This window comes from Streptomyces sp. 11x1, from assembly GCF_032598905.1.
Lineage (GTDB): Bacteria > Actinomycetota > Actinomycetes > Streptomycetales > Streptomycetaceae > Streptomyces.
In genome coordinates this window covers 513407-538079 of sequence record NZ_CP122458.1, presented here as the reverse complement: position 1 = coordinate 538079, position 24673 = coordinate 513407, and the positions used below count along the sequence as shown (strand labels likewise).

Annotated in this window: 24 protein-coding genes; 13 read left to right on the top strand and 11 right to left on the bottom strand. The window is 72.7% G+C overall.

Annotation, left to right across the window (positions count from 1 at the left end; all coding sequences use genetic code 11):
- Nucleotides 1-302: 302 nt before the first annotated feature.
- Both P8T65_RS02730 and P8T65_RS02725 read right to left on the bottom strand, forming a co-directional pair.
- Entirely contained in the window at nucleotides 303-965 is a 663-nt protein-coding gene (locus P8T65_RS02730; protein WP_316723802.1) for a response regulator transcription factor, read from the bottom strand.
- Nucleotides 940-2112: a histidine kinase gene (locus P8T65_RS02725; RefSeq protein WP_316723801.1), complete on the bottom strand. Its 1173-nt coding sequence runs from the start codon at nucleotides 2110-2112 to the stop codon at nucleotides 940-942. Before P8T65_RS02725 ends, P8T65_RS02730 begins: the two co-directional genes overlap by 26 nt.
- A gap of 175 nt (nucleotides 2113-2287) precedes the next feature.
- Between P8T65_RS02725 and P8T65_RS02720 the strand changes: the two genes are divergently transcribed.
- Nucleotides 2288-4570 carry an MMPL family transporter gene (locus tag P8T65_RS02720; protein WP_316723800.1) on the top strand — a complete coding sequence of 761 codons (2283 nt, stop codon included), beginning with the start codon at nucleotides 2288-2290 and terminating at the stop codon, nucleotides 4568-4570.
- 212 nt (nucleotides 4571-4782) lie between these two features.
- On the opposite strand, the gene P8T65_RS02715 is transcribed toward P8T65_RS02720, so the two are convergent.
- From P8T65_RS02715 to P8T65_RS02705, 3 genes are all read right to left on the bottom strand, one after another.
- Nucleotides 4783-5067, bottom strand: a complete 285-nt coding sequence (locus P8T65_RS02715) for a hypothetical protein (protein WP_316723799.1) — start codon at nucleotides 5065-5067, stop codon at nucleotides 4783-4785.
- 236 nt (nucleotides 5068-5303) lie between these two features.
- A complete protein-coding gene (locus P8T65_RS02710) occupies nucleotides 5304-5423 on the bottom strand; it encodes a rhodanese-like domain-containing protein (protein ID WP_316723798.1) in 120 nt (39 codons plus the stop codon).
- Nucleotides 5424-5873: 450 nt separating this feature from the next.
- Entirely contained in the window at nucleotides 5874-6755 is an 882-nt protein-coding gene (locus tag P8T65_RS02705) for a universal stress protein (protein WP_316723797.1), read from the bottom strand.
- A gap of 206 nt (nucleotides 6756-6961) precedes the next feature.
- Here P8T65_RS02705 and P8T65_RS02700 point away from each other — a divergent pair, with 206 nt between their 5' ends.
- Nucleotides 6962-7636: a CBS domain-containing protein gene (locus P8T65_RS02700; RefSeq protein WP_184903239.1), complete on the top strand. Its 675-nt coding sequence runs from the start codon at nucleotides 6962-6964 to the stop codon at nucleotides 7634-7636.
- Between the two features lie 27 nt (nucleotides 7637-7663).
- On the opposite strand, the gene P8T65_RS02695 is transcribed toward P8T65_RS02700, so the two are convergent.
- From P8T65_RS02695 to P8T65_RS02675, 5 genes are all read right to left on the bottom strand, one after another.
- A complete protein-coding gene (locus tag P8T65_RS02695) occupies nucleotides 7664-8575 on the bottom strand; it encodes a DUF1918 domain-containing protein (protein ID WP_316723796.1) in 912 nt (303 codons plus the stop codon).
- 111 nt (nucleotides 8576-8686) lie between these two features.
- Nucleotides 8687-9145 carry an Hsp20/alpha crystallin family protein gene (locus P8T65_RS02690; protein ID WP_230223570.1) on the bottom strand — a complete coding sequence of 153 codons (459 nt, stop codon included), beginning with the start codon at nucleotides 9143-9145 and terminating at the stop codon, nucleotides 8687-8689.
- 75 nt (nucleotides 9146-9220) lie between these two features.
- A complete protein-coding gene (locus tag P8T65_RS02685; RefSeq protein ID WP_316723795.1) occupies nucleotides 9221-9514 on the bottom strand; it encodes a DUF1876 domain-containing protein in 294 nt (97 codons plus the stop codon).
- An 11-nt stretch (nucleotides 9515-9525) separates the two neighbouring features.
- On the bottom strand, nucleotides 9526-10881 hold the full coding sequence (locus tag P8T65_RS02680; RefSeq protein ID WP_316723794.1) for a nicotinate phosphoribosyltransferase: 1356 nt from the start codon (nucleotides 10879-10881) through the stop codon (nucleotides 9526-9528).
- 48 nt (nucleotides 10882-10929) lie between these two features.
- On the bottom strand, nucleotides 10930-11535 hold the full coding sequence (locus P8T65_RS02675; RefSeq protein ID WP_316723793.1) for a hypothetical protein: 606 nt from the start codon (nucleotides 11533-11535) through the stop codon (nucleotides 10930-10932).
- Nucleotides 11536-11870: 335 nt separating this feature from the next.
- Here P8T65_RS02675 and P8T65_RS02670 point away from each other — a divergent pair, with 335 nt between their 5' ends.
- The 7 genes from P8T65_RS02670 to P8T65_RS02640 all read left to right on the top strand — a co-directional run bounded on the left by P8T65_RS02670 (nucleotide 11871) and on the right by P8T65_RS02640 (nucleotide 20310).
- Complete coding sequence (locus P8T65_RS02670; RefSeq protein WP_316723792.1) at nucleotides 11871-12740, top strand: universal stress protein; 870 nt, start codon at nucleotides 11871-11873, stop codon at nucleotides 12738-12740.
- A complete protein-coding gene (locus tag P8T65_RS02665; protein WP_316723791.1) occupies nucleotides 12733-14256 on the top strand; it encodes an AAA family ATPase in 1524 nt (507 codons plus the stop codon). The genes P8T65_RS02670 and P8T65_RS02665 overlap by 8 nt, the downstream gene beginning before the upstream one ends.
- A 358-nt stretch (nucleotides 14257-14614) precedes the next feature.
- Nucleotides 14615-16402 (top strand): acetate--CoA ligase, encoded by a 1788-nt coding sequence (gene acsA, locus P8T65_RS02660; RefSeq protein WP_316723790.1) that lies wholly within the window; start codon nucleotides 14615-14617, stop codon nucleotides 16400-16402.
- Entirely contained in the window at nucleotides 16399-17493 is a 1095-nt protein-coding gene (gene pdhA / locus P8T65_RS02655; protein WP_316723789.1) for a pyruvate dehydrogenase (acetyl-transferring) E1 component subunit alpha, read from the top strand. The genes acsA and pdhA overlap by 4 nt, the downstream gene beginning before the upstream one ends.
- Nucleotides 17494-17495: 2 nt before the next feature.
- On the top strand, nucleotides 17496-18488 hold the full coding sequence (locus tag P8T65_RS02650; RefSeq protein WP_316723788.1) for an alpha-ketoacid dehydrogenase subunit beta: 993 nt from the start codon (nucleotides 17496-17498) through the stop codon (nucleotides 18486-18488).
- Nucleotides 18489-18490: 2 nt separating this feature from the next.
- Nucleotides 18491-20062, top strand: coding sequence for a 2-oxo acid dehydrogenase subunit E2 (locus P8T65_RS02645; protein WP_316723787.1), 1572 nt, complete (start codon nucleotides 18491-18493; stop codon nucleotides 20060-20062).
- Between the two features lie 2 nt (nucleotides 20063-20064).
- Entirely contained in the window at nucleotides 20065-20310 is a 246-nt protein-coding gene (locus tag P8T65_RS02640) for an acyl carrier protein (RefSeq protein ID WP_316723786.1), read from the top strand.
- A gap of 24 nt (nucleotides 20311-20334) precedes the next feature.
- Here the strand turns inward: P8T65_RS02640 and P8T65_RS02635 are convergent, their stop codons facing one another.
- A complete protein-coding gene (locus tag P8T65_RS02635) occupies nucleotides 20335-21180 on the bottom strand; it encodes a CBS domain-containing protein (RefSeq protein WP_316723785.1) in 846 nt (281 codons plus the stop codon).
- A 176-nt stretch (nucleotides 21181-21356) separates the two neighbouring features.
- Between P8T65_RS02635 and P8T65_RS02630 the strand changes: the two genes are divergently transcribed.
- From P8T65_RS02630 to P8T65_RS02615, 4 genes are read left to right on the top strand one after another with little or no spacing between them, the layout of a single operon-like run.
- On the top strand, nucleotides 21357-21824 hold the full coding sequence (locus tag P8T65_RS02630; RefSeq protein ID WP_316723784.1) for a hypothetical protein: 468 nt from the start codon (nucleotides 21357-21359) through the stop codon (nucleotides 21822-21824).
- Complete coding sequence (locus P8T65_RS02625; protein ID WP_316723783.1) at nucleotides 21824-22789, top strand: V-type ATPase subunit; 966 nt, start codon at nucleotides 21824-21826, stop codon at nucleotides 22787-22789. The genes P8T65_RS02630 and P8T65_RS02625 overlap by 1 nt, the downstream gene beginning before the upstream one ends.
- Nucleotides 22776-24260: a V-type ATPase 116kDa subunit family protein gene (locus P8T65_RS02620; RefSeq protein WP_316723782.1), complete on the top strand. Its 1485-nt coding sequence runs from the start codon at nucleotides 22776-22778 to the stop codon at nucleotides 24258-24260. The genes P8T65_RS02625 and P8T65_RS02620 overlap by 14 nt, the downstream gene beginning before the upstream one ends.
- The gene (locus P8T65_RS02615; RefSeq protein ID WP_316723781.1) at nucleotides 24257-24673 is read left to right on the top strand and encodes an ATP synthase subunit C; all 417 of its coding nucleotides are present in this window, start codon (nucleotides 24257-24259) and stop codon (nucleotides 24671-24673) included. Before P8T65_RS02620 ends, P8T65_RS02615 begins: the two co-directional genes overlap by 4 nt.

The window sequence follows — 24673 nt, the reverse complement described above, 5'->3', positions numbered from 1 at the left end:
CATCCTCGGCGGCGGCACGGCCGGCACCATGACGGCCATCCGCCTGTGTGCCGCGTGTACGACCGGCTCGTCGTCCAGGACGACGACCACATCCACCAGCCCGGCCTGTTGTTCGTGCCGTTCGGCCTCCCGCAGCCGGCGCACCTCGTGCGGTCACGTCCGTGCCGGTCGAACCCCCGCGGGCGACCGGGGCGCGTATCGAGCCGTGATCATCGGGCGGGTGAGGCACGTGGAGCCGGCGTGAGCCGACCGGTGCACTGATGTCCTGGCGGGGACTCGTGGGACATGGCCCGGCACCCGGCTCAGGTTCCGGGGAGGATACGGCGCGTTTCGTAGGCCCACATCGCGATCTCGACCCGGTTGCGGGCGCCGAGTTTGGCCATCAGGCTGGCCAGATGCGTCTTCACCGTGCTGAGGCTGATGTGCAGCGCATCGGCGATCTCGGTGTTGGTCAGCCCGCGAGCGACGGCCAGGAGCACCTGCTCCTCGCGGGCGGTGACGGGGGAGACCGGCTGGGCCGCGGGCCGGCCGGCGGGCAGGTCCGCGAACGCCTGGAGCAGACGGACGGTGACGCTGGGTGCGATGAGCGCCTCACCGTCGGACGCCGACCGTACGGCCTGGGCCAGAAGGTCCGGTCCCGTGTCCTTGAGGAGGAATCCGCGGGCGCCGGCACGGAGTGAGCCGTAGACGTACTCGTCGAGGTCGAACGTGGTGATGACGACCACGGCCAGCGGGTCGGCGACGCCCGGGCCGGCGACCAGCCGGGTGGCCTCGAGCCCGTCGAGTACAGGCATGCGGATGTCGAACAGGCAGACGTCCGGGTGTAGTTCGCGGGCCTGACGTACCGCCTCCCGCCCGTCGGCGGCCTCGCCGACCACCTCGATTCCGGGCTGGGCGTTCAGCATGATCCGCAACCCGGTGCGGACGATCGCCTGGTCGTCAGCGACGAGGACGCGAATGGACACCGCTCCCGCTCCTCGCTCTCGGCAGTTCGGCTTCGACATGCCAGCCCCGGTCGGTACCCGGGCCGGCTCGTAGTGTGCCGCCGAGCAGGATCGCGCGCTCGCGCAGTCCGGTAAGTCCGTATCCGTCGCGACCCCGGCCGGTGCGCCGGCCGTTGTCGCGCACGCTCACCCGTACCGTGTGCCGTTCCGCGGCGACCCGGACGACGAGCTCGGTCGCGTCGACCGCATGGCGCAGCGCGTTGGTCACCGACTCCTGCACGATCCGGTAGACGGCCGCGTCCACGGCCGGGGGCAGCGCGTCCAGTTCGCCGTCGAGCCCCAGGTCGACCCTGAGGCGGCCACCCGGGGTGCGCACCAGGCGCTCCAGATCCGCAACTCCGGCAGGGGGCGCCAGCTCGGCGCCGACCCCGCGGTCGCGCAGCGCGGCGACCATGGCGCGCATTTCCTCCAGCGTGCGTGCCCCTTCCTCCTCGACCCTCTCCAGCGCCTCGACGGCGGCGGACGGGGCGGTGCCCGCGAGCACCCGGCCCGCCTGGGCGATGATCACCATGGCCGACACGTGGTGGGCCACCGTGTCGTGCAGTTCCCGGGCGAGCCGCTCGCGCTCGCGGGAGCGCACCTGCTCCAACTGCCGCTCGCGAGCGGTCACCCAGAACCGTACGTCAGCTCCGACCACGCCGGGCAGCAGCAGGAAGACGAAGCCCACGACCCTTTCGACGACCGGGGCCTCGTACGTGACGACACACAGCGCGCCGACCGCGAGGATCACCGTGCCGCCCAGCACGATCTCGCGTCCCGATCCCCACCGGAGCAGCGCGTACACCAGCACGAGCACGACAGCGCCGGTGTCCAGGCCGACGGGCTCGCGCTGTGCGGCGACGAGCGAGGCCACCTGGAGCAGCAGCACCGAGCCGAACGCCAGCGTGACCACCGCCAGCGGGCGGGTCCGGCGCCACAGGAGCAGCAGGCACAGCCATACGGCGAACACCACCGCCACCGGCCGCCACACGACGTTCTCGCGCAGGGTGGCCTCCAGCACCACACCGGCGAGGCCCACGGCGAGCAGCGCCCAGTCCCACCGCACCCGGGCGGGCACGTCGGGCGGCCGGGGTTCGGTCCACAGGGTTCGCAGGTCGTCTCGGAGCACGGTTCTCAGCCTAGGGACCACGGCGTGCCGCGCATCGGCCGAAAGGACGGGGTGTCACTCCGACTCGGGGCCGACGCATCCGCGGCCCGTGGGCCGATGCCGCGGAACGCCGTGGCGACCAACCTCGGCATCGTCGGCCGTACAAGGACGGCCGACGACGTGGTTGGAGGACCCGATGCTCTCGAAAGCCCTGTTGCGCCTGGGCGCAAGCGCCGCCCGCCATCCCTGGCGGGTGATCGCGGCATGGCTGGTCGCCACCTCGCTCGCCGTCCTCGCCGCCGTCGCCTTCGGCGGGCGGAACGCGGATGCGATGACCGCTCCGGGACTGGACTCCCAGCGGGCCGCGGAACTGATCGAGCGGGCCGGCACCGGCCAGGAGGGGATGACCGCCCAGGTGGTCGTCACCCCCCTCGACGGCGCTGCGACGTTCTTCGACCACGACGGCGCGCGCACCGCTCTCACGCGGCTGCAGACCGAGGTGAAACGGCTGCCGCACGTGCTCGGCACCAGCGACCCGGCGGGGGCGCTCGACGCGGGCGGGGACACCGCCGTGCGCGGCGACCTCGTCTCGGCCGACGGGCGGATCGCGGTCGTCCGGGTGCAGTACCCCGACCAGAGCCGGCTGTCGGGCGAAGACCTCGACGCCCTCGTCGAACTCGGCGACCGGCTGCGCACCGAGCTGCCCCTGCGCATCGAGATGGGCGGGAACCTCTTCTACGCCTTCTCCGACGCCGACGGCGGCGTGAGCGAGCTGATCGGCATCCTCGCCGCGGCGGCGATCCTGTTCCTGGCGTTCGGTTCGCTCGTCGCCGCCGCGCTGCCGATCGGCATGGCGGTCTTCGGGCTGACCGTCGGGGTCGCCACGATGACGGTACTGGCGGGGGTGACGGACGTCCCCACCTTCGCACCCGTCCTGGGCAGCATGGTCGGGCTCGGAGTGGGCATCGACTACGCGCTGTTCGTGCTCGCCCGGCACCGGGAGTACCTTGCGCGCGGGCTCGATCCGCACGAGGCGGCGGGACGAGCGGTGGCCACGGCTGGGCGGCCGGTGGTCTTCGCCGGCGGCATCGTCGTCGTATCGATCCTCGGCCTGGCGGTCGCGAACGTACCGTTCATGACGGTGGGCGGGCTCGCCGTCTCGATCGTCGTTCTGACCATGGTAGTCGCGTCGGTGACGCTGCTGCCGGCCTTCCTCGGCGCCGCCGGCCCACGCCTGGCCCGGACCGGCCGGATCGGCCGGGCTCTGCAGACCAGGAAGCTGGGCCGAGCGGCACGGCGGCAGGACCCGGCGGGGGCGCCGCCAGCCGGCGCCGCCCCCGCCGCCGGGTGGCGGCGCTGGATCGGGCACGTCAGCCGGCACCCGGTGCCGTACGCGGTCGGCGCGGCGGGGTTGCTGCTGGCCGCGACGCTGCCCGTGCTCGGCCTGCGCGTGGGCCTGCCCGACGACGGCTCACTGCCCCACAGCCGTACCGAGCGCCGCGCCTACGACCTCGTCGCCGAGGGGTTCGGCCCGGGCACCAACGGTCCCCTCGTCATCGCCGCGGACCCCGCCGGTGATCCGGGAGTGTTGGACCGACTCGTCGGGGCGGTCGCGGCGGATCCGGGCATCGCGTCCGTCGCGCCGACGCACATCGATCGGGCCACCGGCATCGCGACCCTCGTGGTGTTCCCGACCACCAGCCCTCAGGACAAGGCCACGGCCGACACCATCGCCCGGCTGCGCACCGATGTGCTGCCCACGGCGATCGGGCACGGCCCGGCCAGCGCACATGTCGGCGGCGCCGCCGCGAGCCTGTCCGATGTGGGCCGACGCACCAGTCAGCGCCTGCCGGTGTTCGTCGCCGCCGTGCTGGCGATGTCGTTCCTGTTGCTGACGCTGGTCTTCCGCTCGATACTCGTACCGCTCAAGGCGGTACTGCTGAATCTGCTGAGCATCGGCGCGGCCTACGGCGTCATGGTCGCGGTCTTCCAGTGGGGCTGGGGAGGCGCACTCATCGGGCTGGAAGCGACGGTTCCGATCGTGTCGTTCATCCCGATGTTCCTCTTCGCCATCCTGTTCGGGCTGTCGATGGACTACGAGGTGTTCCTCCTCTCCCGTGTACGCGAGGAGTACCTGCGCACCGGCGACAACGGAACGGCGATCGTCGAGGGCGTCTCGGGCACCGCCCGGATCATCACCTCGGCTGCCCTCATCATGGTGGCGGTCTTCCTGTCCTTCGCCGTCGCCGAGGACCCCTCCACCAAGATGTTCGGGCTCGGCCTGGCCACCGCAATCTTGATCGACGCCACGGTCGTCCGCATGGTGCTGGTACCGGCGACCATGACACTCCTCGGCCGGACCAACTGGTGGCTGCCGAAGTGGCTGGACCGGATGCTTCCCCGCGGCCCGGTCGGCACCGACGACACCGGCGCGGAATCCACGGGTGAGGCCCCGCCTCCACGGCTGATCGACCGTTGACCCAACTCCTGCCCGCCCTCGGTGTCCGGCACCCCGGCGCGTCACCCAGGGGCATGTCGAGTCGTGATCAACGGGTGGTCCTGGCGTTCGACGGTGTTCCGTTAGGCCTGGACGAGCGGAGGGTACGTCTCGGCGACGGCGTCCGGCTGGACTACGCCGGTCGGCCGGGGACCTGCTCGGCCGGCGGTCGGCCCCGTCGCCGTGGCGCCCGGTCAGGGGGCGGGCGGTCGTGTGTCAGGAGCGGGCTCGGTGCCCCGCTCGGCGAGGTCGGCGTGCTGGAGGAGCAGCCGGGCCAACTCGCGTGCCTCGTCGGCGGTGAGGGCCGCCCATACGCCCGGCTCGCCGCCCCGGTCCCGACCCACGTCCAGCGTGACCCGGCCGATGGGCCGGTCCGCGGGGGCGAGCCGCAGGCAGCGCACGGACAACCGCCGTCCGCAGGTGGTCACGAGGGAACCGCCCCCGCTCTGGAGCGGCCGTTCGTGTTCGGTGATCGCCATTGTCGTCACGCTCCTCTGTCGCGTCGTCCGAGGGATCCGTAGAGAACCGGCCACGGCGTACACACCGGCACGGATATGCAGTTGCAGCGTCGGACGAGACGGTTCTGTTCCGGGCGCCCGCACGGCGCTGGGTTCCCGTCGTCCCGCGACGCTCCGCGCGTCGTGTGGGGGATCCGTGACACAGCAACGGCCGGGTGTGGCACGCCGCTACGCGTCGCCCCATGACGCCGGCGAACCTACGCGGTCGAACCGGGCACGTGCCCGGCCGCGTACTCGTCCGCCTCCCGTACGTCGATCACGAGCGCCCCGTCGGCCCAGGCCGCCGCGAACGCTTCCTGTGTCACTTCGTGAGCCACTGTCTGCCTCCTCAATTACCCCCCAGGGTGTCTCTCTGTCGAGAGTGCGACCGCTCCCGGAGGCACGTCAAATACCCCCCGGGGTAATTGCCCGCGAGGCAACTCACGTGCGGCAGCTCTCACGTCACGACGCGAACGAGCCCGGATCCCCGGCAGCGGCCCGGGAAAGCAGCATGGTCACTCGCGTCCCGCCGCCGGTCCGACGGTCGGCGAAGGCCGCCCCACCGTGGCAAGGCGGTGACCAGCGCCTGAAGCGAGGCAGACCGGTGCGGCGGCAGCACCGGTCCTCCCACGGACGGACGTCCGTGACGCACGTCGCCGGCCGCACCGGACCGGACCCGAAAGGCACCGTGAGACGACACCCGCCCGGAGCCCGCGCCGTCGCGGCCGTGGCCGGCGGTGGCCACGGCCCCTTGCCGGCTCACGATGACCGGGGCGCGCCCGCGCCCCTCAGACCCGCTGCGGGACCACGGCCACCGGACACGCGCAGTGATGCAGCAGGGTGTGGGCCACCCGGCCGAGCTGGAGACCGAAATGCCCCTGGCGGCGCACGGCTCCGACGACGACGAGGTCGGCGTCCACCGAGGCGTCCAACAGCACGCGGTGTGCGGGACCCTCGACCGGGTGGCGTCGGATCTCGACGCCGGGGTGTTCCCGTACGGCTTCGCGCAGCGCCTCGTCGAGGTCGGCAGAGGCCCTTTCCCGGTACCCCTGATCGGTGCGGTCCGCGGGCAGCGGACTGTCCATGCGTTCATGGGCCGGACTGCGCCATGCCCGTACGGCGGTCAGGGCACAGCCGCGCAACTCGGCCTCACGGACGGCGAACCGTACGGCGCCCGTGTGTTCGGGGTCGTCGCCGACGCCCACCACGACCGGGCCGGGGGACTCCCCGGGACGGGGCTCCGCGCCACGGACCACGACGACCGGGCACACGGCGCGTGCCGCCACCGCCAGACTCACCGAGCCGAGCAGCAGCCCGGAGAACTCACCTCGTCCGCGCTCTCCCACGACCAGGGCGGACGCCTCGGTGGCCGCCCGCAGCAGGGCCGGTACGGCGTCGTCGGGCACCGCCTCGCCCGACACCTTCACCCCGGGGGCGCGGAGCCTCGCACGCTCCGCGCAGGAAGCGACGATGTGCTCCGCGAACACGTCCCCGGCGGGACGACCGGTGGAGAGGGACGGCACGGCCCGTTCGTAACGTTCCCAGCGGGAGGCGTGCACCAGGCGCAGGGCCAGTCCGTGCCGGGCGGCCGCGTCCGCCGCCCAGTCGACCGCCAGCAGGCTGGACTCGGATCCGTCTACGCCCACGACCAGCGGGAGTTCCCTCACCATCTCCGCCTTCCCGTCCGTCTGCTGTCGAGACCCCTCGGAAACACCGTCGCACCACCCGAGGACCGTCGCGACACGGACCGGTCGGCGAGCGGTCCGGGTTGCGCGGGCCCACGGCCCGTTGATGCTGGAGACGTGCGGTCGACATCCGTCCCGGGTCACCTGACCACAAGTGATCTCGAACCTCCGCTCCCAAGGGAACCGTGGCCATGCCCGACACCCCCCACATCGTCAGTGACGTGATGACCCTCCCGGCGGTGGCCGTCCGGCGGGACACACCCTTCAAGGACGTCGTGCGGGCCATGACGGACCGGCAGGTCAGTGCCGTGCCGGTGGTGGAGGGGGACGGCCGGGTCGTCGGTGTGGTCTCCGAGGCCGACCTGCTGCCCAAGGAGGAGTTCCGGGACCGCGACCTCACCCGAGCCGAGCAGCTCCGGCGGATGTCCGACCTCGCCAAGGCGGGGGCGGTGACCGCGGAGGAGGTCATGAGCGCGCCCGCGATCGTGGTGGCGCCGGACGTCACGCTCGGGCAGGCGGCCCGGATCATGGCCGTCAACGGGGTCAAGCGTCTGCCGGTGATCGACGACGAGGGACGGCTGCTCGGCGTCGTCAGCCGGGGTGACCTGTTGAAGGTCTTCCTGCGGTCGGACGAGGACATCGAGGAGGAAGTGCGCCGCACGGTGGTGGCCTACCTCTTCCCCGCACTCAGCCACACGATCCATGTGTCCGTGCACGACGGGGTCGTCACCCTGCGCGGTGGTGTCCGGGATCCCGCGCTGGGCTGGGTCGCCGAGCGGCTGGTCCGCGCCGTGGAGGGCGTGGTGGACGTGCGCTCCCGGCTCGGCGACGTGGACGCAGCCCCCGGCCCGGCGGACGAGGGCTGACCGGCGGCCGCAGACCGGGGCGCCACCTCACTCCTCCGCCGGCGTGATCCGTCGACCCGTCAGGCTCTCGGCCCGGATGGACACCCACATGTCGCGAGCGCCGCCCGACCAGGGCGTCGTGTGCGCCCGCTCGGTGAGGCGGCGTACGGCGCCGGCTTCCGTGACGACGCTCGCGGGGCCGACGGCGAGCACGCTCCAGCCCTGGCTCAGCGGCTCGTCCACGTGATCGACCTCGAAGGCGACCTCCGTTCCGACGGCCGCCGCGAGCAGTGACTCGGGGGCGGTCCGGAAGGCGATGGTGTCGCCGACGACCTCGTAGTTGACCGGGAGGACCGCCGGGCGGCCGTCGGGGGCCGTCACCGCGACGCGTCCCACGCCGTGCGTGGACAGCAGCCCACGGCATTCGTCCACGTCAAGGTCGCTCAGCCGCGGATGTGGCAGTGCCTGCCCCTGGCCGGGTGGCAGATCGACGCCCCCTCCGCGCAGAGCGGTGGCGGTGGTGCCCAGCGCGTCGGCCAGGTTGATGAGGGCCGCCCTGGACGGGTCGGCGGGATACTCCTCCAGATACGCCAGGTAGCCGGGCGACATCCGTGCGCGTCGGGCCGTCTCCTCGCGGCTGAGTCCCCGCCGCTGTCGTTCCGTGCGCACGCGTCGGCCGATGTCACCGGGACCGACGGCGTCCGACGACGGTGTCCGTTCGGCGTCGGCGGGTCCGTCGTGCGCCGCGCGGGGGGCCGTCGAGGGTGATGCGGACTCGAGATGGTTGACGTGGGCGTCGGGGCCGGGGAACACGAGCGTCACCTCGTTCGTGTCCGACCAGCGCACGTCGTAGGGCGGTGTTCCGTCCTTGTGGTGGAGTCCGACGATCTCCCCGTCCCGCCGGGTGGCGCCGGACGTCGTGCTTTCGATGACGAGCTGGTCGCCGAGATGAGCTTGCATGTCGCCCCACTTCTCAGAGTCGTCCTGTGCCGTGCCACGAACCGGGGCCCGTGGCGGCGAGGTCGGACCGACGGAGGCCACCCGTCGGCCCTCGGGCCCGCATGACGGGGCTCAGCCGGTGATCTCGACCCGCCGGGCCTTGCCCTTCTCGGTCTTGGGGACCCGCACCGTGAGCACGCCGTTGTTCAGCTCGGCGCTGATGTGCTCGGCGTCGGCGTTCGGTGGCAGGGTCGTGCGGTAGTCGAACTGGCCGATACGCCGGGTGTGCCTGCGGACCGCGCCCGTGCGCTCCTTCTGCCGGACCTCACCGTGGACATCGAGTTCACCCTCGGAGACCTCGACGGTGATCTGCTCCTTGTCCATGCCGGGCAGTTCCAGTTCGACCAGGTAGGCGTCCTCGGCGTCCTCGATGTCGGCCGCCGGCGCCCACGGTTCGGAACCGCCGGACGTGGGCCATCCGCCACCGACGAAGGCGGCGTGCATCAACTGGTCCACCCGTGCGCGCAGGTCGTCCAACTCGCGCAGAGCGCCCGGCGACGCGCTGGTGGAGTGTCGTGCGGGATGTGTCATGGCTGTCTCCTCCTCGGCTTCCTCGCTCCTTCGGGCTTCGTGCCCCGTAGTGGCATCACAGGGGCCGTCCGGCCTTCACAGGGACCACCCGATGGCTTGGGCCTGCGTGCTGCTGGGCCGTGCGGCTCCCACGCCCTCGATGTCACGCTCGGCGGCCCTGATCAGCTGCCGGGCGAGGTTGTTCATCGCCCGGCCCGCCGCCAGTTCGTCACCGATCTCCGGCACATCGGCGTCCGCGGGATGTCGGTGCGCCGAGCCGCGGCCGACGATCTGTGTGGCGCCGGTGTCCAGCACCAGACGGGCCTTGGTCGTTCCATCGTCGTCCTCGAACAGATGGAGGCGAACTTTCCATTCCGAGACGTGCGTCATCGTCTTCCTCCTCATCCCGGCACGGGCCGATGCGCCCCGCCCATGGTCTCGACGCGGTGCCGGACCTGCGCGGTGAGTGCGGTCAGCCGCTCCGAGGGCGCGGCGCGGGGTGCCACCGGTGCTCTGATCCGCCGGGCCGACGACGGCAGTTCCGCCATGTCGTCCGCGCATCTCGCCCGGCACTCGTCGAGCGTGGACGGCCTTCGTGTGCGCCGTCCGTTCCGCATCACCGTCTCCAGCAGCGCCACGGCATCGTCCGGTGGCTCCTCGTCGGCGAGGCCGATCACATCGGCGCAGCCGCGGCGGCGGAACACCTGTTTGGCACCCGGGGCCGTCACTTTGGCCGACGACAACTTCATCACCGGGCGGCCGTCGTACTCCACCATTTTGTACGCCGAGTCCAGATACGGCGCGTCCGCCGCCACCCCCACGCGGGTGCCGACGGCGTAGGTGTCGATCGGTGCTCCGGAGCGCACCAGGTCGTCGACGGCGTACTCGTCGAGACCGCCGCTGACGACGATCCGCACGCCCGGCAGGCCCGCGTGGTCGAGGACGGACCGGGCCCGCACCGCGAGGTCCCCGAGGTCGCCGCTGTCCAGCCGTACGGCGGAGCCGGGGCCGCGGGCCGCGAGGTCCAGGTCGCACAGGACGTGCGCCGCCGCACGGACGCCTTCCTCGGTGTCGTAGGTGTCCACCAGCAGGGTCACCGGGCCCGGGTGGGCACGGGCGAACGCGCGGAAGGCGTCCTCCTCCGAGGCGAACGCCTCCACGTAGGAGTGGGCCATCGTCCCGACGGCGGGAATGCCGAGCGCCGTGGCCGCCGCCACATTGCTGGTCCCGGCGAATCCCGCCAGCGCTCCGAGCCGGGCGGCCTGGAACCCCGCCTGCGGACCGTGCGTGCGGCGCAGGGAGAAGTCCACCAGCGGCCGGCCGGCCGCCGCGAGCGCACACCGTGCGGCCTTCGAGGCGACGGCCGTCTGATGGGTGAGCTGATTCAGCAGGTACGTCTCCACCAGCTGTGCCTCGGGCAGGGGTGCCGTCACCTCCAGCAGGGGCTCACCGGCGAGCACGACCCGCCCCTCCGGTACCGCCCGTACCCGCCCGGTGAACTCCAGACCGAGCAGGGGTTCCAGATCCCGGCGTGGCCGGTGCAGCGCGGCGGCGAAGGCGTCGACGTCCTCGGGGCCGACATGGAATCCGCTCAGGTGGTCCAGCGCCGATTCCAGTCCGGCCGTGACCAGGAAGCCGCGCTCCGGGGGAAGGTCACGGACGAAGAGACTGAACGTCGCCGGGGCGGTCATCCCCTCCCGCAGGTAGGACATGGCCATCGTCACCTCGTACAGGTCGGTGGTCGTCGCGTCCGACATTCCGGCTGCCTCCTCCCGCTCGCGCGGCCCGCGTCCGATCCGAGTGCGTCAGCCGCGGAAGCGGGCCGACCACAGCGGCTCCACCCGGTCCCACTCGGCGCCCCACCGCGCGTACCTCGCGCGGTCCAGCAGCAGACGGGTGCCCGACCAGACCGCGTAGCAGCCGAAGGCCACGCCGAACGCCGCCATGCCGCCGGCCAGCCAGCCGGAACTCTTCGCGTTGAGCGTGTTCATGGGCGGCGAGGTGAGGTTCCCGTCGCGGTCCAGCCACACACGCACGGACGCGCCCTTGTCGGTCCCCGCCTTCACCAGGGCGTTCCCGGTGCGTACGTCGCCGTCATCGTCGGTCCAGCGGACCCGCGCCAGCTGCTTCGACGCGTCGTTGTCACCGTCGAGATCCTCCGTCAGCCGGGCGGTGATCTCGTGCCGTTCCGCGGTCTGGGCCCGGACGGTCTCCATCGACGACTCGTACACCGTCGTCCCCGCGCCGTAGGCGGCCATCGGCAGCCCGAGGAGGAGCACGACCAGCAGAAGGCGCCGGAGCCAGGACTCGAACCGGTCGGACGGACGCCTCAGCGGGTTCGCGCCCCCGGGCTGGTGCTCGCCGCGCGGGGAGGACGGGTCCGGTGTGTACGGCGTTCCTGGTGCGCTCATGGGTCGGCCTCCAGCGGCTCGCTGGTCGCTCCCCCCGGGTGCTGGTCCCACCTTCGGACGTGGGCGGGCTCCGGCCATAGGGCCGAATGTCCCTGCCGTGGAGCATTTGGGCCCGGAGGAGCCCGACCGTACGGCCCGACCGCGGGGAAATCCGAGCCCTTGCTCACTTCCCGCCCTCGGTCCACATGCGAGGTCGGGGGGATTGAGGTACTCCTCGAAGGAGGGAAACGCAGCACCGCCCGGCCGGTCGACGAGATCCGGGTGCAGGAGCCGGCGGACTCCTTCGCCGTCGGCCGCCGACGTATCCAGCTTCGCAAGAGACGGAGACCGCCGCCATGGAACCAGTCGTCACCGTGGGCCTGGACGGTTCACCCGCGAGCCTGGCCGCCGCCCGTTGGGCCGCCGACGAGGCCGAGAAACGCAAGCTCACCCTTCGGCTGCTGCACGCGTGGCCGTTGTTGGCACCGGAACCGACCCACGTCCCCTCCGAAGTCGATCAGAACTACTGGGCGAAGCGACTGGTCCACACCGCGCAGGCGGAGCTGAGCGGACGCCATCCGGGTCTGTCCGTCGTCGGCAGTCTCGTCGCCGACGACGCCCAGGAGGCTCTGATCCGCGCCGCCGCGGAGTCCGAGATGCTGGTGCTGGGGTCCCGGGGGCTGGCATCCGCCGAGAGCTACTTCATGGGCGATGTCAGCATGCCGGTCGTGGCGCGGGCCGCTCGGCCGGTGGTCCTGGTCCGCGCGGAGCCGACCGAGGAGCGGCCACGCACCATCTCGGCCGACAAGGTCGTCGTGGCGATGGATCCGCGCGGATCCTGCGACGAACTGCTCGACTTCGCGTTCCACAGCGCGGCGGCCCGGGGCTTTCCCCTGCTCGCCGTCCGCGGCCGCAGCGTGCCGTTCCACGCGCGGATGCCCTGGGGGGTGGACCACGGCGTCAGCGAGGAGCTGACCCGGGAGGCACAGGAGGAGTTGAGCAAGGCTCTGCGCCCCTGGCGCGAGAAGTACCCGCAGGTGGAGGTGGAGGACACCATCCGTCTCACGAGCCCCGCCAGGGCCGTCGTGCATGCCGCGGAGGGTGCCGCGCTGCTGGTCGTCGGACGGCGTGTGCACCACCACGGTGCCACGCACCACCTGGATCACGTGGCGCACGCGGCCATCCATCACGGACGCTGCCCCGTCGCCGTCGTCCCTCATGAATGAAGCGGGCACCCCGGGGGAGCGCTCGCCGCGCGCGGAGGTGGCCGAGACGCACACCGCGATCGTGTTCTTCGCGGGTGATCGCGCGTACAAGGTCAAGAAGGCGGTCGATCTGGGATTTCTGGACTACACGGAACCGTCGGCCCGTCGGACGGCCTGCACACGCGAAGTGGCGCTCAACCGCCGTTTCGCGCCGGATGTCTACCTGGGCGTCGGCGAAGTCGTCAGCCCCGGCGCCGAGACGTCCGAACCCCTCGTGGTGATGCGCCGTATGCCGGCGGACCGCCGTCTGTCCGCACTGGTGCGAGCCGGTGCGGACGTCGACGAGGTCCTGCGTGTTGTGGCCCGGCGCCTCTCCGCCTGGCACGCGGCGGCGCCCCACGGCCGCGACGTCGACGAACAGGGCACCAGGGACGCGCTGGCGTCACGCTGGGAGGCGAGCTTCGAGCAGGTCCGCACGACCGTGGACGGATCCGAACTCGACGGAGTGCACGAGGCCGAACGGCTGGTGCGCCGCTATCTCGCCGGCCGCCAGGCGTTGTTCGACTCCCGAATCGAGCAGCGGCGGGTGGTGGACGGCCACGGCGACCTGCTGGCCGAGGACATCTTCTGCCTCGACGACGGCCCCCGGGTCCTGGACTGCCTGGAGTTCGACGACCGCCTGCGCTACGTCGACGGGCTCGACGACGCCGCCTTCCTCGCCATGGACCTGGAACAGCTCGGCGCGCCGGAGGCGGCGGCCCGCTTTCTCGCCCGGTACAGCGAATACTCCGGTGACCCCGCGCCGCCGTCCCTGTGGCACCACTACGTCGCCTATCGCGCGTTCGTGAGGGCCAAGGTGTCCCTCATCCAGGCGGGCCAGGGAGCCCCGGGGGCCCGGTCGGCGTCACGACGACTGCTCTCGACCACGCTGCGTCACCTGCGTACCTCCGCCGTCGGCCTGACCCTCGTCGGAGGGCTGCCCGGCAGCGGGAAGTCCACCCTCTCCGGCGCGCTGGCCGACCGGCTGGGCGTCACCCTGCTCAGCAGTGACCGCCTCCGCAAGGAGTTGGCGGGTATCTCCCCGGACACGCCCGCGCCGGCCGCATACGGGGAAGGGCTGTACACCCCGGAGTGGACGACCAGGACCTACGCGGCCCTCCTCGACCGCGCTGCGGCCCTGTTGTCGCGCGGCGAACCCGTCGTCCTGGACGCCACCTGGTCCACCAGGGAGCTGCGCGCACAGGCGTGGCGGGTGGCCGAGGACACCCGCGCCGATCTCGTGGCCCTGCACTGTCGGGTACCGGGAGAGGTCTCCGCGGCTCGCTTGAACACGCGTTCCCCCGGGCCGTCCGACGCCGACCTCGGCGTCGCCACGGCGCTCGCGGCCCGGGAGCCGCCCTGGCCGGACGCCGTCACGGTCGACACCAGCGGCCCGCTGGAATCCGCCGTCTCCCGTGCGCTCGCCGCCGTACGCCCCTGGGGAGTGGACCAGGCCCCGGTCTTCCGCCGTCCCTACGGGGAGCCGGACCAGGACTGACTGACGTGACCGGGTGGGCAGCCCTCCGACCGGGCGTCCGGCTCCACGCTCCGCGGGCAGGACCCGCCGGCACGCCGGGCGGAGACCGGTCGGCCCCGGTGCGAGGGCCTTCCGGCCCTTCAACCCCGGTGGGCGCGGCGGTGCCATGGAAGTGAGCCGAGGGCCACAACGGGACACGGGGAAGCGGAACAGAGCCGCGCACCGTGCGATTCGGGCCCGCAAGAAGTGGGCGGCCCCCGGCTCCCGTCATGCCCGGGCCCCGGCCGGACCGGGCCCGTCGCCCCGCCCGCGGCCGACGTGCGGGCGGGGCGCGGGTCCGCGACGCTGGAGGGCGGGGGCAGTGCTGGGAGGAGCGCCGATGCACTGGGAAACCATCCACAAGGACCCCCCGGTCGTGCTTCCCCGTCTCATCGACTACGACCGCGCCCGCTCCGCCTTCACCTGGTCGCAGGCGCGCATGGCACTGTCCGGCCTCCCCGGTGGGGGGCTGAACATCGCCCACGAGGCTGTGGACCGGCACGCGGCCTCGGACCGCGCGGACGAGGCCGCGCTGCGGTGCGTCGCCCGGGACGGATCCGTCTCCACCGTCACCTACTGGGAACTGGCCCGCCGTACGGCCCGCTTCGCCAACGTCCTGCGCTCCCTCGGCGTCGGGCGCGGCGAGCGCGTGTTCACCCTCCTCGGACGCTGCCCCGAGCTCTACACGGTCGTGCTCGGCACCCTGAAGAACACCAGTGTGCTGTGCCCGCTGTTCTCCGCCTTCGGCCCCGACCCGGTGGCACAACGGCTGGGGTTGGGTGACGCACGTGTGCTGGTCACCACCGCGGACCTCTACCGGCGCAAGGTCGCCGAGCGGCGGGCGGCACTGCCCGGTCTCGAACACGTCATCCTCGTCGGGCCCGATGCCGAGGAACTTCCCGGCACGCTCTCCTTCGGCGGGCTGACGGCAGCGGCTCCGGACCGGTTCACCATCCCGCCGACCTCGCCCGAGGACATGGCGCTCCTGCACTTCACCAGCGGTACCACCGGCACCCCCAAGGGCGCCGTCCACGTGCACGACGCCGTGGTCGCCCACTACGCCACAGCCGCGTACGCGCTCGATCTGCACCACCACGACGTGTACTGGTGCACCGCCGACCCCGGCTGGGTCACCGGCATGTCGTACGGCATCATCGCCCCCCTCGTGCACGGCGTGACGGCGGTCGTCGACGAGGGCGACTACGACGCCCGCCGCTGGTACCGGATCCTCGGCGAACAGCGTGTCAGCGTCTGGTACACCGCGCCCACGGCGCTGCGTATGCTCATGCGCGCCACACCCCGTGAGGGCCCCTACGACCTGCCGCGCTCCCACGACCTGTCCACGCTGCGCTTCATCGCCTCGGTCGGCGAGCCCCTCAACCCGGAGGCCGTCGTCTGGGGCCGTGACGTGCTGGGCCTGCCCGTGCACGACAACTGGTGGCAGACGGAGACCGGCTGCATCATGATCGCCAACTACGCGGCCTGCGACATCCGGCCCGGCTCCATGGGACGGCCGCTGCCCGGTGTCGAGGCGACCGTGCTGGAGCAGGGCGAGGACGGGCGGGCCCTGGTCGTCGACGGCAGGGTCACCGAGGAGCGGCGCCCCGACGCCGCGGGCGAGTTGGCGCTGCGGCCGGGCTGGCCGTCGATGTTCCGCGGCTATCTGCACGACAAGGAGCGTTACGACGCGGCGTTCGCCGACGGCTGGTACCTGACCGGCGATCTGGTGCGCCGGGACAAGGACGGCTGGTACTGGTTCGTGGGGCGGGCCGACGACGTCATCAAGTCGGCGGGCCACCTCATCGGTCCGTTCGAGGTGGAGAGCGCGCTGATGGAGCATCCGGCCGTGGCCGAGGCCGGGGTCATCGGACGGCCGGACCCGGTCGCCGGGAACGTCGTGAAAGCGTTCGTCTCCCTGCGTCCGGGAGCGGAGCCGTCCGACGACCTGGAACGCGAACTGCTCGGATTCGGCCGGCGCAAGCTGGGTCCCGCCGTGGCGCCCCGCGAGATCACGTTCGACCAGAACCTGCCCAAGACCCGCAGCGGGAAGGTGATGCGGCGGTTGCTGCGCGCACGGGAGCTCGGCCTTCCCACCGGTGACCTGTCGACCCTGGAGGGATCCGCATGACCGTGGCCCGCACCACCCGAACCCGGAACACCCCGACGGCCACCAAGCCCGCGAAACCCGCCAAGAAGGGCACCAGGACGAAGAAGAGCGCGAAGAACCGGACGCCGGCACCCACGGCGGACACCGGGCGCCGCAGGGACCTGCTGGAAGGGATGCTGCGCATCCGGCGCTTCGAGGAGCGGTGCGTCGAGCTGTACAGCGCCACGAAGATACGGGGCTTCGTCCACCTGTACATCGGTGAGGAGGCCGTCGCCGTCGGCGTCAACGAGGCACTGACGGCCGAGGACGCGGTCGTCTCCACCTACCGTGAGCACGGGCACGCCCTGGCCCGCGGCATCACGGCCGAGGCGGTGATGGCCGAGATGTACGGCAGAACGACGGGGTGCAGCGGCGGCCGGGGCGGATCCATGCACCTGTTCGACGCGAGTCGGCGCTTCTACGGCGGCAACGCGATCGTCGCCGGGGGCCTCCCGCTGGCCGCCGGGCTCGCGCTCGCCGACCGCATGCGCGGGCAGAACCATGTGACCTGCTGCTTCTTCGGCGACGGGGCCTTCGCCGAAGGGGAGTTCCACGAGACGGCGAACCTCGCCGCCCTGTGGAACCTGCCCCTGTTGCTCGTCTGCGAGAACAACCGCTACGCCATGGGTACCGCCCTGGAGCGCCACCAGGCACAGACGGACCTGGCCCTGCGCGCCGCCTCCTACGGCATGGTCGCCTGGTCCGTGGACGGCATGGACGTCGAGGCCGTCGAACAGGCCTCCCGGCGAGCGGTCGAAGGCATCCGGGCCGGCACCGGACCCCACTTCCTGGAACTGCGGACCTACCGCTTCCGCGCCCACTCGATGTACGACCCGGACCGCTACCGGGACAAGGCCGAGATCGAGTCGTGGAAGTCGAGGGACCCCATCGGCCTGCTGGTGGACCGCATGCGGGAGAACGGTGATCCGGTCGACAGGGAGTTCGCCCGGATCGAGCGCCGGATCACCGCCGAGATCGACGACGCGGTCGAAGCCGCCGAACAGGCGCCGGAGGAGCCCGTCGAGACACTGCTGCGCCATGTCACCAGCGCCCCGTCCGAGGCGGTGACCTGACCATGACCAGTGCCACCACGACAGCGAAGACCACCTACCGGGAGGCCCTGCGCGAGGCGCTGCGGGAGTCCCTGCGCTCCGACGACCGTGTGTTCCTCATGGGCGAGGACGTGGGCCGGTACGGCGGCTGCTTCGGCGTCAGCCTCGGACTCCTGGAGGAGTTCGGACCCGAACGCGTCCGCGACACACCGCTGTCGGAGTCCGCGTTCGTGGGTTCCGGGATAGGCGCCGCCCTGGCCGGGATGCGGCCGATCGTCGAGATCATGACCGTCAACTTCAGCCTGCTCGCCCTGGACCAGATCCTCAACAACGCCGCCACCCTGCTCCACATGTCGGGCGGCCAGCTGGCGGTGCCGCTGGTCATCCGCATGACCACGGGCGCCGGTCGGCAACTGGCGGCGCAGCACTCGCACAGCCTGGAGGGCTGGTACGCGCACATCCCCGGTGTCCGGGTCCTCGCCCCCGCCACCCTGGAGGACGCCCGGCACATGCTGGCGCCCGCTCTCGCCGACCCGGACCCGGTGCTGATCTTCGAGCACGGCAGCCTCTACAACGTCTCCGGCGAACTCGACCCCCGCACGGCACCGGCGGACCTGGACCATGCGGCGATCCGTCGTACCGGCACCGACATCACCCTCGTCACCTACGGCGGTTCGCTGCCCAAGACCCTCGCCGCCGCGGACGAACTGGCCGTGGACGGCATCAGTGCCGAGGTGATCGACCTGCGCACACTGCGTCCGCTCGACACCGGTGCCCTGGCGGACTCGGTGGCCCGTACCCACAGGGCAGTGGTCGTGGACGAGGCATGGCGGACGGGCAGCCTGGCCGCCGAGGTGTCCGCCCGGATCGCCGAGGACTCGTTCTACGACCTGGACGCGCCCGTGGAGCGGGTGTGCAGCGCCGAGGTCCCGATGCCGTACGCACGGCGCCTTGAGGAGGCCGCCCTGCCCCAGACCGCCGACGTCGTCGCGGCTGCCCGTCGGGCGGTGGACTGACCATGGGCGAGTTCACCATGCCGTCCCTCGGCGCAGACATGGACGAGGGCACACTGCTGGAGTGGTTGGTGGAGCCGGGGGAACCGGTTCGCAAGGGCGATCCGGTCGCCGTCGTCGAGACCGCGAAGTCGACGATCGAGGTGGAGTGCTTCGAAAGCGGCACCATGACGGAGCTGCTGGTGGAGCCGGGTGCGACGGTGCCGGTGGGTACGCCGCTCGCAGTGATCGGGCCGGAGGGGCGCTCAGCCCCGGAGAGCCCGGCGAGGCGGCCGGTCCGCAGCACCCGGACGAAGAGCGACCGTCCCGAACCGCCGGTACCGGCCACGGCCGAGTCCGTAGGGGAAGCCGGAGACGAGCACGACCTGGCGGCCACCACCAGGGTGGTCACTGAGGCCGGGGGCGGCGCGGATGCCCGGGCCGCTGCCGCAGCGGAAGCCGATGCCGAAGCTGAATCCGAAGGCGAATCCGAAGCCGGCCCGGTCGTCGTGACCGCTTCCGCCCCCCTCCCGGAGGGCTCGTCCCAGGAGCGCCCGTCGCAAGCCCACGCGGAGGCCGGTCCATTGGCCCGCCACCTGGCGCAGCGAAGCGGCGTCGATCTCCGGACGCTGCGGGGTTCCGGGCCCGGAGGCCGCGTCACCCGTGCCGACGTCGAGAAGGCTGCTGCCCGCGGCGGTACCCCGGCCCGGGTGCGGATCACTCCGCTCGCCCGGCGGCTCGCCGCCGAACTGGGTGTCGACCTCGGTACCGTGACGGCGACGGGCCGGAACTCGGCGGTCCGCGCCGCGGACGTACGCCGCGCGGCACCCGGCCCGACGGCGCCGACCAGGTCCACGCCCGCAGACGTGCGTCCGCCGACGGTGGGCCCCGCCGCCCCCGCTCAGTCCGCCGTCCCGGCTGCGTCCGCGGGCCCCGGGGTGACCATGCGCCGGGCGATCGCCGACCTGATGAGCCGCGCCAACCGGGAGATCCCCCACTACCACCTCTCCACCACCGTGGACCTGGCCGCCGCCATGGACTGGCTGCACGAACACAACCGGCGCACCCCGGTCGGTGAACGGCTGCTGCCGGCCGCCCTATTGCTCAAGGCAACGGCGCTGGCCGCACGCGACGTGCCGGAGCTCAACGGTTTCTGGGTCGACGACCGCTTCACGCCGGGCGAGGGCGTGCACCTGGCCGTGGCCGTGTCCCTGCGCGGCGGAGGCCTTCTCGCCCCCACCCTGAGCGACGCAGACACCCTGGCGCTGCCGAACCTGATGGCGTCGCTGAAGGACCTGGTGAAGCGGGCCCGCACGGGCAGGCTCCGGGGTTCCGAGGTGTCCGGCGCCACCCTCACGGTCACCAACCTCGGCGACCAGGGCGTGGAGAGCGTCTTCGGCGTGATCCACCCGCCGCAGGTGGCCCTGGTCGGTTTCGGGCGCATCGCCGACCAGCCGCGCGCGGTCGACGGCCTGCTCGGGGTGCGGCCGGTGGTCACCGCGACCCTCTCGGCCGACCACCGGGCGACGGACGGCGCGGTCGGCGCCCGGTACCTCACGACCGTCACCCGACTCCTGCAGAATCCGGAGCAGCTGTGAACATGACCCGAGCCGAAGCACTGGACCTGGTCAGGGACTCGATCTTGCGGGCCGTCCCCGGCGCCGACGTCGCCGTCCTGGGCCCCGACGATCCGTTCCGCGACGTGCTGGAGATGGACTCGCTGGACTTCCTGAGCTTTGTGGAGATCCTCGGCGAGCGGTCCGGCATCCGTATCGAGGACGAGGACACGACCCGGCTCACCACGCTGAACGGTGGGGCGGACTTCCTTCTCGCCCGAGCCAGGTGACCCCGTCCCGTGGACGGGAGCCGCTCACCTCGCGTCGATGTCGTCGATGACATCGACCACGTCGTCGATGTCACCGACCGTCGCCAGCAGTTCGGGGACGACTTCTCTGTCCAGCCGCCCTCTCAGTGTCACCACACCGTTCTCCACCGTCACATCAACGGTGCGCGGGTCCAACAGGCTCTGCCCGACCCGGGTTTCGACCTCGCTCCGGATCTCGTCGTCGTCACGGATCAGGGCACGCAGCAGATCCTCCCTGCCGACCACACCGACCAGTCGGCCCCGGTGGTCGGTCACGGGAAGCCGCTTCAGCCGGGCGTGGGCGGCCGTCCAGGCCGCGTCCGCAACGCGTTGCTCCGGGTGGACGGTGACCGGTGGGAAGGTCATCAAAGTCGCCGCCGTGTCGCCGTGGCCCTTCTCGTACAGGCGGTGTCGCCACAGCCTTCCCGCGAGGCCGTGCCGCCGCGGCTCCGCCGCGACAGCTGCCTTGGCCAGCAGATCGGACTCCGAGACGACCCCGATCACGCGGTCGTCGGCGTCGACGACCGGTACGGCGCTCACCCCCTCGCGAGCGAGTGTGTGAGCCACGTCCAGGAACGGCAGATCGCCAGGCACGGAGGTCGCCGGCACCCGCATGACATCCCGCACGCGAGGCACCGCGGGTACCCGGGGGACCGACACGGGAGCCTCGGCCTTCAGCTCGGCGTCCGTGGGACGGGCTTCCGCGGCGTCCCTCGTCGACGCGGCGTTGGCGACCGCGGCGAGATAGCGGTGCAGCGCGGCCTGCCGCGGTTCCTCCATGGGGGTCCAGGGGCGGCCCGGAGTGGTGCCGCGGGCCTCCTGGTCCGTGGAGCGTTGCTCGAAGTCGCTCACGGCTGCCTCCCGGGTGTGCCGTCGCCCTACGCGCTCAGTCTCGCACCGAGGGACCCGTGCGGCCTCCGGGCCGAACGGCCCCGATGCCGGGACCGGTGGCCCGCGCGGCGCGACATCGCGGCGGCTATCCAGGAGAGTGGGGAGCGGGGCTCTCGAGCCCGCCTGGAGGAGCGCTCATGACGGGTTTCCGGGACTTTCTCACTCGATTCCGGCCGGTGGCGACGCCCGGCCGGGCGTCGCCACCGGCCGGAATCCCGGCGGACCGGACCGCCGCGCTGCGCGCGGAACTCGGACCGCCCCTGGCCCTGCTGGAGGACGCGGAGACAGCGGCGCGGGATCTGCGCCGCCAGGCCGCCGTGGCAGCCGCCGCGCGACGGAGTGAGGCCGAGAACAAGGCCGCGGAGATTCTGGCCCAGGCGCGCCTGCAGGCCCACCGGACCCGGGAGCGGGCAGCCGAGGAGACAGCGCGCGCCTCCGAACGCGAAGCGGCGGAGATGCTCGCTGACGCGGACCGCAAGGCGACCGCGGTACGAGAGGCGGCGAGGACCAGGACGAGCGATCTCGCCGATCGGGCCGTCGCGCTGGTGCTGGCGGACATCGCGGCGGACCGGCTGCCGTCGCCGACACCGGAGGCCGAGTCCTGATGGGCGCCGGCTGGGTGGCCGGGACGACCAGGGCACGGGCGCTGCGCACCAGGTGCCTGGGACGCGAGGGCATCGGAGAGCTGGCCTCTTCCGGCACGCTCGACGAGGCCCTGCGTCACCTCGCGGCCACGGCTTACCGTCGTGACGTCACCGTGGGCGCCACGGCGGCCGAGGCCCAGCGAGCGATCTCCTCGACCCTCCTGTGGCATCTGCGGGTGCTCGCCGGCTGGCAGCCCTCCGCCGGGGCCCGAGCGGTGCGGGCACTCGCCGCGGGTTTCGAGATCTCGAACGTCATGCATCACCTCGGTGGCATGTTCCCCGACAGCCACGGGCCCGGTCCGGGCGCGGAACCCTTCCACCCTGCGCCCCACCGCCTGGGCGCGCTGGCGACCGCCTGGCCCCGCCTCTCCCGCACCCGCACCGCGGCGGAGCTGCGCACCGCGCTCGCGTCCTCCTCCTGGGGTGATCCGGGAGGCGACTCCCCGGCCGCCATCGCCTCCGGCATGCGGATCTCCGCCGCCGTACGGCTCGCCGACGCCGTTCCCGACGCGGCGCGTTGGGCGGCGGCCCGGGTTGCTCTGCAGTTCGGCCGCGAAACACTGGTCCTCGGCCGTCGTCTGCCGGACGTCAGCCTCCGCCGCGCGGCGCGGCTGCTCGGCCCGCGAGCGGTCGCCTCAGGCGCCTACGCGGATTTCCGGCAGGCGCTGCCGCCCACCGCGAGCTGGCTCTTCGACGACGTCGACGAGGCGGCGGATCTGTGGCGGGCGGAGGGCCGGTGGTGGCACGCGGTGGGCCAGGACGGTCGTGAGCTGCTGCGCCGGTCCGGTTTCGGACCTCGGCCCGTGGTGGGCGCCGTCGCCCTGTTGTCGGCCGACGCCTGGCGGACGCGCGGCGCGCTGGAACTGGCCGCGCGGGGAGGCGGGCCGAAGCACTGGACCGTGGAGGTGCCCGATGGGCCGGGCTGAGACGGCGATGCCGGTCCGGATGCGCAGGGTGGCCCTCGTGGCCCCCGAACAGACGCTGCGGGAGAACCTCGTGCGGATCGCCGAAGCGGGCTGTGTCCAGATCGATCTGGCCGACGACGGCGGAACGGACACCCGTGGGCCCGCGGCGAGGCGGCTGCAGCGGTTGCGCGTCGAGTCGGCCGCACCCCCCGTTCTCAGTGAGGCTCCCCCCGACCTGGACGCGCTGGAGCGCGAGGGCAGGGCGGACCTGCTGGCGGGCGAGGCTCAGCTGGAGGAACGCCTCGACAGCGCCGTCCGGCACGGTGGGGTCGCCGCTCTGGCCGGTTGGTGCCCCCAGACGGAGGTGGGCCCGACGGCGGCGCGCGTCGCGGTCGCCGGGGGCGCCCTGGTGCCCCTGCGGCCTCCGCGGGGCATCGATCCACCGACCTTGCTGGCAGGGGCCGGCACCGCGCCCCCGGCGGGCCCGGCGAGGCCCGTGCGGCGCTCCTTCACACCGTTGGTCAGCACGTACGGAACCGTGCCCTACACCGACCTCGACCCCACCCTGCCCGCGGGAATCGTGTACGTGGTGATGTTCGGCCTGATGTTCGGCGACGCGGGACACGGGTTGCTGCTGGTTCTCGGCGCCCTGATGCTGCGCGCGGGCCGACCGCGCCGGGCGGCGGCGCTGCGCCCGCTGTGGCCGTTCGTCGCGGCGGCGGGCGCGGCAGCCACCCTGGCCGGGCTGGCGTACGGCGAGTTCTTCGGTCCGACCGGAGCGCTGCCGGTGCTCTGGCTGGAACCGCTGGAGCAGCCCATGCGGCTGCTGGGCGCCGCCGTCGGACTGGGGGCCGTGCTGCTGGCGGTGGCCTACGGCGCCGGGATCGTCAACCGGTGGCGGGAGGGCGGACCGACGGCGGCCCTGTACTCGACGACCGGTGTCGCCGGGGCGGCGCTGTACCTCGGCCTCGCCGCCGTCGCCGCGGCCGTGTGGCTCGGTCAGACGGTGTACGGGGCGGTCGGGGCCCTGATCGCCGTCACCGGTCTGACGCTGGCGGGGGCCGGCCTGTACGCCACGACGGCGGGCGGGCCGGGGGGTGCCGTGCAGACCGGCATCCAGCTCTTCGACACGCTGGTACGCATCGGTTCCAACGTCGTGTCCTTCGCACGTCTGGCGGCCTTCGGCCTGACCCACGCCGCGCTCGGTGCGATCGTCTGGGACGCCACGACGGCACTGGTGGGCCGGGGCGCGGTCGGCGCCGTCCTCGCGGTCGCCGTGTTCCTGGTGGGCAACGCCGTGACCTTCTCGCTGGAAGCGCTCGTGGCCGGGGTGCAGGCCCTGCGCCTGGAGTTCTACGAGCTGTTCTCCCGGCTCTTCGATGCGGAGGGACATCCGTTCCGGCCCTGGCAGCTGCCCGTCCAGCGTGCTCGGGATGCGCCCCCGACCGTGGCGGGCGTCGAACACGGCTCTGTGAGAGAGGAGCGGTCGTGATCACCTGGTTCCTGGCCCTGCCCCTGATCGTGGCGGGATTCGTCGCCGTACGTCTCGTGGTGAGGCGCTCGGGCCGAACGGCCCTGTGGTGGATGGTGGCCGCCGACGCGGTGCTCCTGGTCGTCTCCACGGTCGTGCTGACACTGGCGCTCGGCGGGACGTCCGCGCAGGCCGCCACCACGGCGGCCACCGACTCGGGATCCGGTTCGGCGGCCCTGATCGGAGCGGCGATCGCGGTGGCCGGAGCGACGATCGGGGCCGGTGTCGCCGTCGCTTACACCGGCGCGGCGGCACTCGCCGCGCTCAGCGAGCGCCCCGAACTCTTCGGCCGGGCCATGGTGATCGTCGGCCTGGCCGAGGGCATCGCCATCTACGGTCTGGTCGTGGCCGTCATCCTGATCGGGAAGGCCTGA

Excerpts from the sequence above, each read along its gene's own strand:
- P8T65_RS02720 (WP_316723800.1), top strand. The coding sequence starts at position 2,288 with ATGCTCTCGAAAGCCCTGTTGCGCCTGGGCGCAAGCGCCGCCCGCCAT.
- P8T65_RS02715 (WP_316723799.1), bottom strand. The coding sequence starts at position 5,067 with ATGGCGATCACCGAACACGAACGGCCGCTCCAGAGCGGGGGCGGTTCC.
- P8T65_RS02705 (WP_316723797.1), bottom strand. The coding sequence starts at position 6,755 with ATGGTGAGGGAACTCCCGCTGGTCGTGGGCGTAGACGGATCCGAGTCC.
- P8T65_RS02700 (WP_184903239.1), top strand. The coding sequence starts at position 6,962 with ATGCCCGACACCCCCCACATCGTCAGTGACGTGATGACCCTCCCGGCG.
- P8T65_RS02695 (WP_316723796.1), bottom strand. The coding sequence starts at position 8,575 with ATGCAAGCTCATCTCGGCGACCAGCTCGTCATCGAAAGCACGACGTCC.
- P8T65_RS02690 (WP_230223570.1), bottom strand. The coding sequence starts at position 9,145 with ATGACACATCCCGCACGACACTCCACCAGCGCGTCGCCGGGCGCTCTG.
- P8T65_RS02685 (WP_316723795.1), bottom strand. The coding sequence starts at position 9,514 with ATGACGCACGTCTCGGAATGGAAAGTTCGCCTCCATCTGTTCGAGGAC.
- P8T65_RS02680 (WP_316723794.1), bottom strand. The coding sequence starts at position 10,881 with ATGTCGGACGCGACGACCACCGACCTGTACGAGGTGACGATGGCCATG.
- P8T65_RS02675 (WP_316723793.1), bottom strand. The coding sequence starts at position 11,535 with ATGAGCGCACCAGGAACGCCGTACACACCGGACCCGTCCTCCCCGCGC.
- P8T65_RS02670 (WP_316723792.1), top strand. The coding sequence starts at position 11,871 with ATGGAACCAGTCGTCACCGTGGGCCTGGACGGTTCACCCGCGAGCCTG.
- P8T65_RS02665 (WP_316723791.1), top strand. The coding sequence starts at position 12,733 with ATGAATGAAGCGGGCACCCCGGGGGAGCGCTCGCCGCGCGCGGAGGTG.
- acsA (WP_316723790.1), top strand. The coding sequence starts at position 14,615 with ATGCACTGGGAAACCATCCACAAGGACCCCCCGGTCGTGCTTCCCCGT.
- pdhA (WP_316723789.1), top strand. The coding sequence starts at position 16,399 with ATGACCGTGGCCCGCACCACCCGAACCCGGAACACCCCGACGGCCACC.
- P8T65_RS02650 (WP_316723788.1), top strand. The coding sequence starts at position 17,496 with ATGACCAGTGCCACCACGACAGCGAAGACCACCTACCGGGAGGCCCTG.
- P8T65_RS02645 (WP_316723787.1), top strand. The coding sequence starts at position 18,491 with ATGGGCGAGTTCACCATGCCGTCCCTCGGCGCAGACATGGACGAGGGC.
- P8T65_RS02640 (WP_316723786.1), top strand. The coding sequence starts at position 20,065 with ATGACCCGAGCCGAAGCACTGGACCTGGTCAGGGACTCGATCTTGCGG.
- P8T65_RS02630 (WP_316723784.1), top strand. The coding sequence starts at position 21,357 with ATGACGGGTTTCCGGGACTTTCTCACTCGATTCCGGCCGGTGGCGACG.
- P8T65_RS02625 (WP_316723783.1), top strand. The coding sequence starts at position 21,824 with ATGGGCGCCGGCTGGGTGGCCGGGACGACCAGGGCACGGGCGCTGCGC.
- P8T65_RS02620 (WP_316723782.1), top strand. The coding sequence starts at position 22,776 with ATGGGCCGGGCTGAGACGGCGATGCCGGTCCGGATGCGCAGGGTGGCC.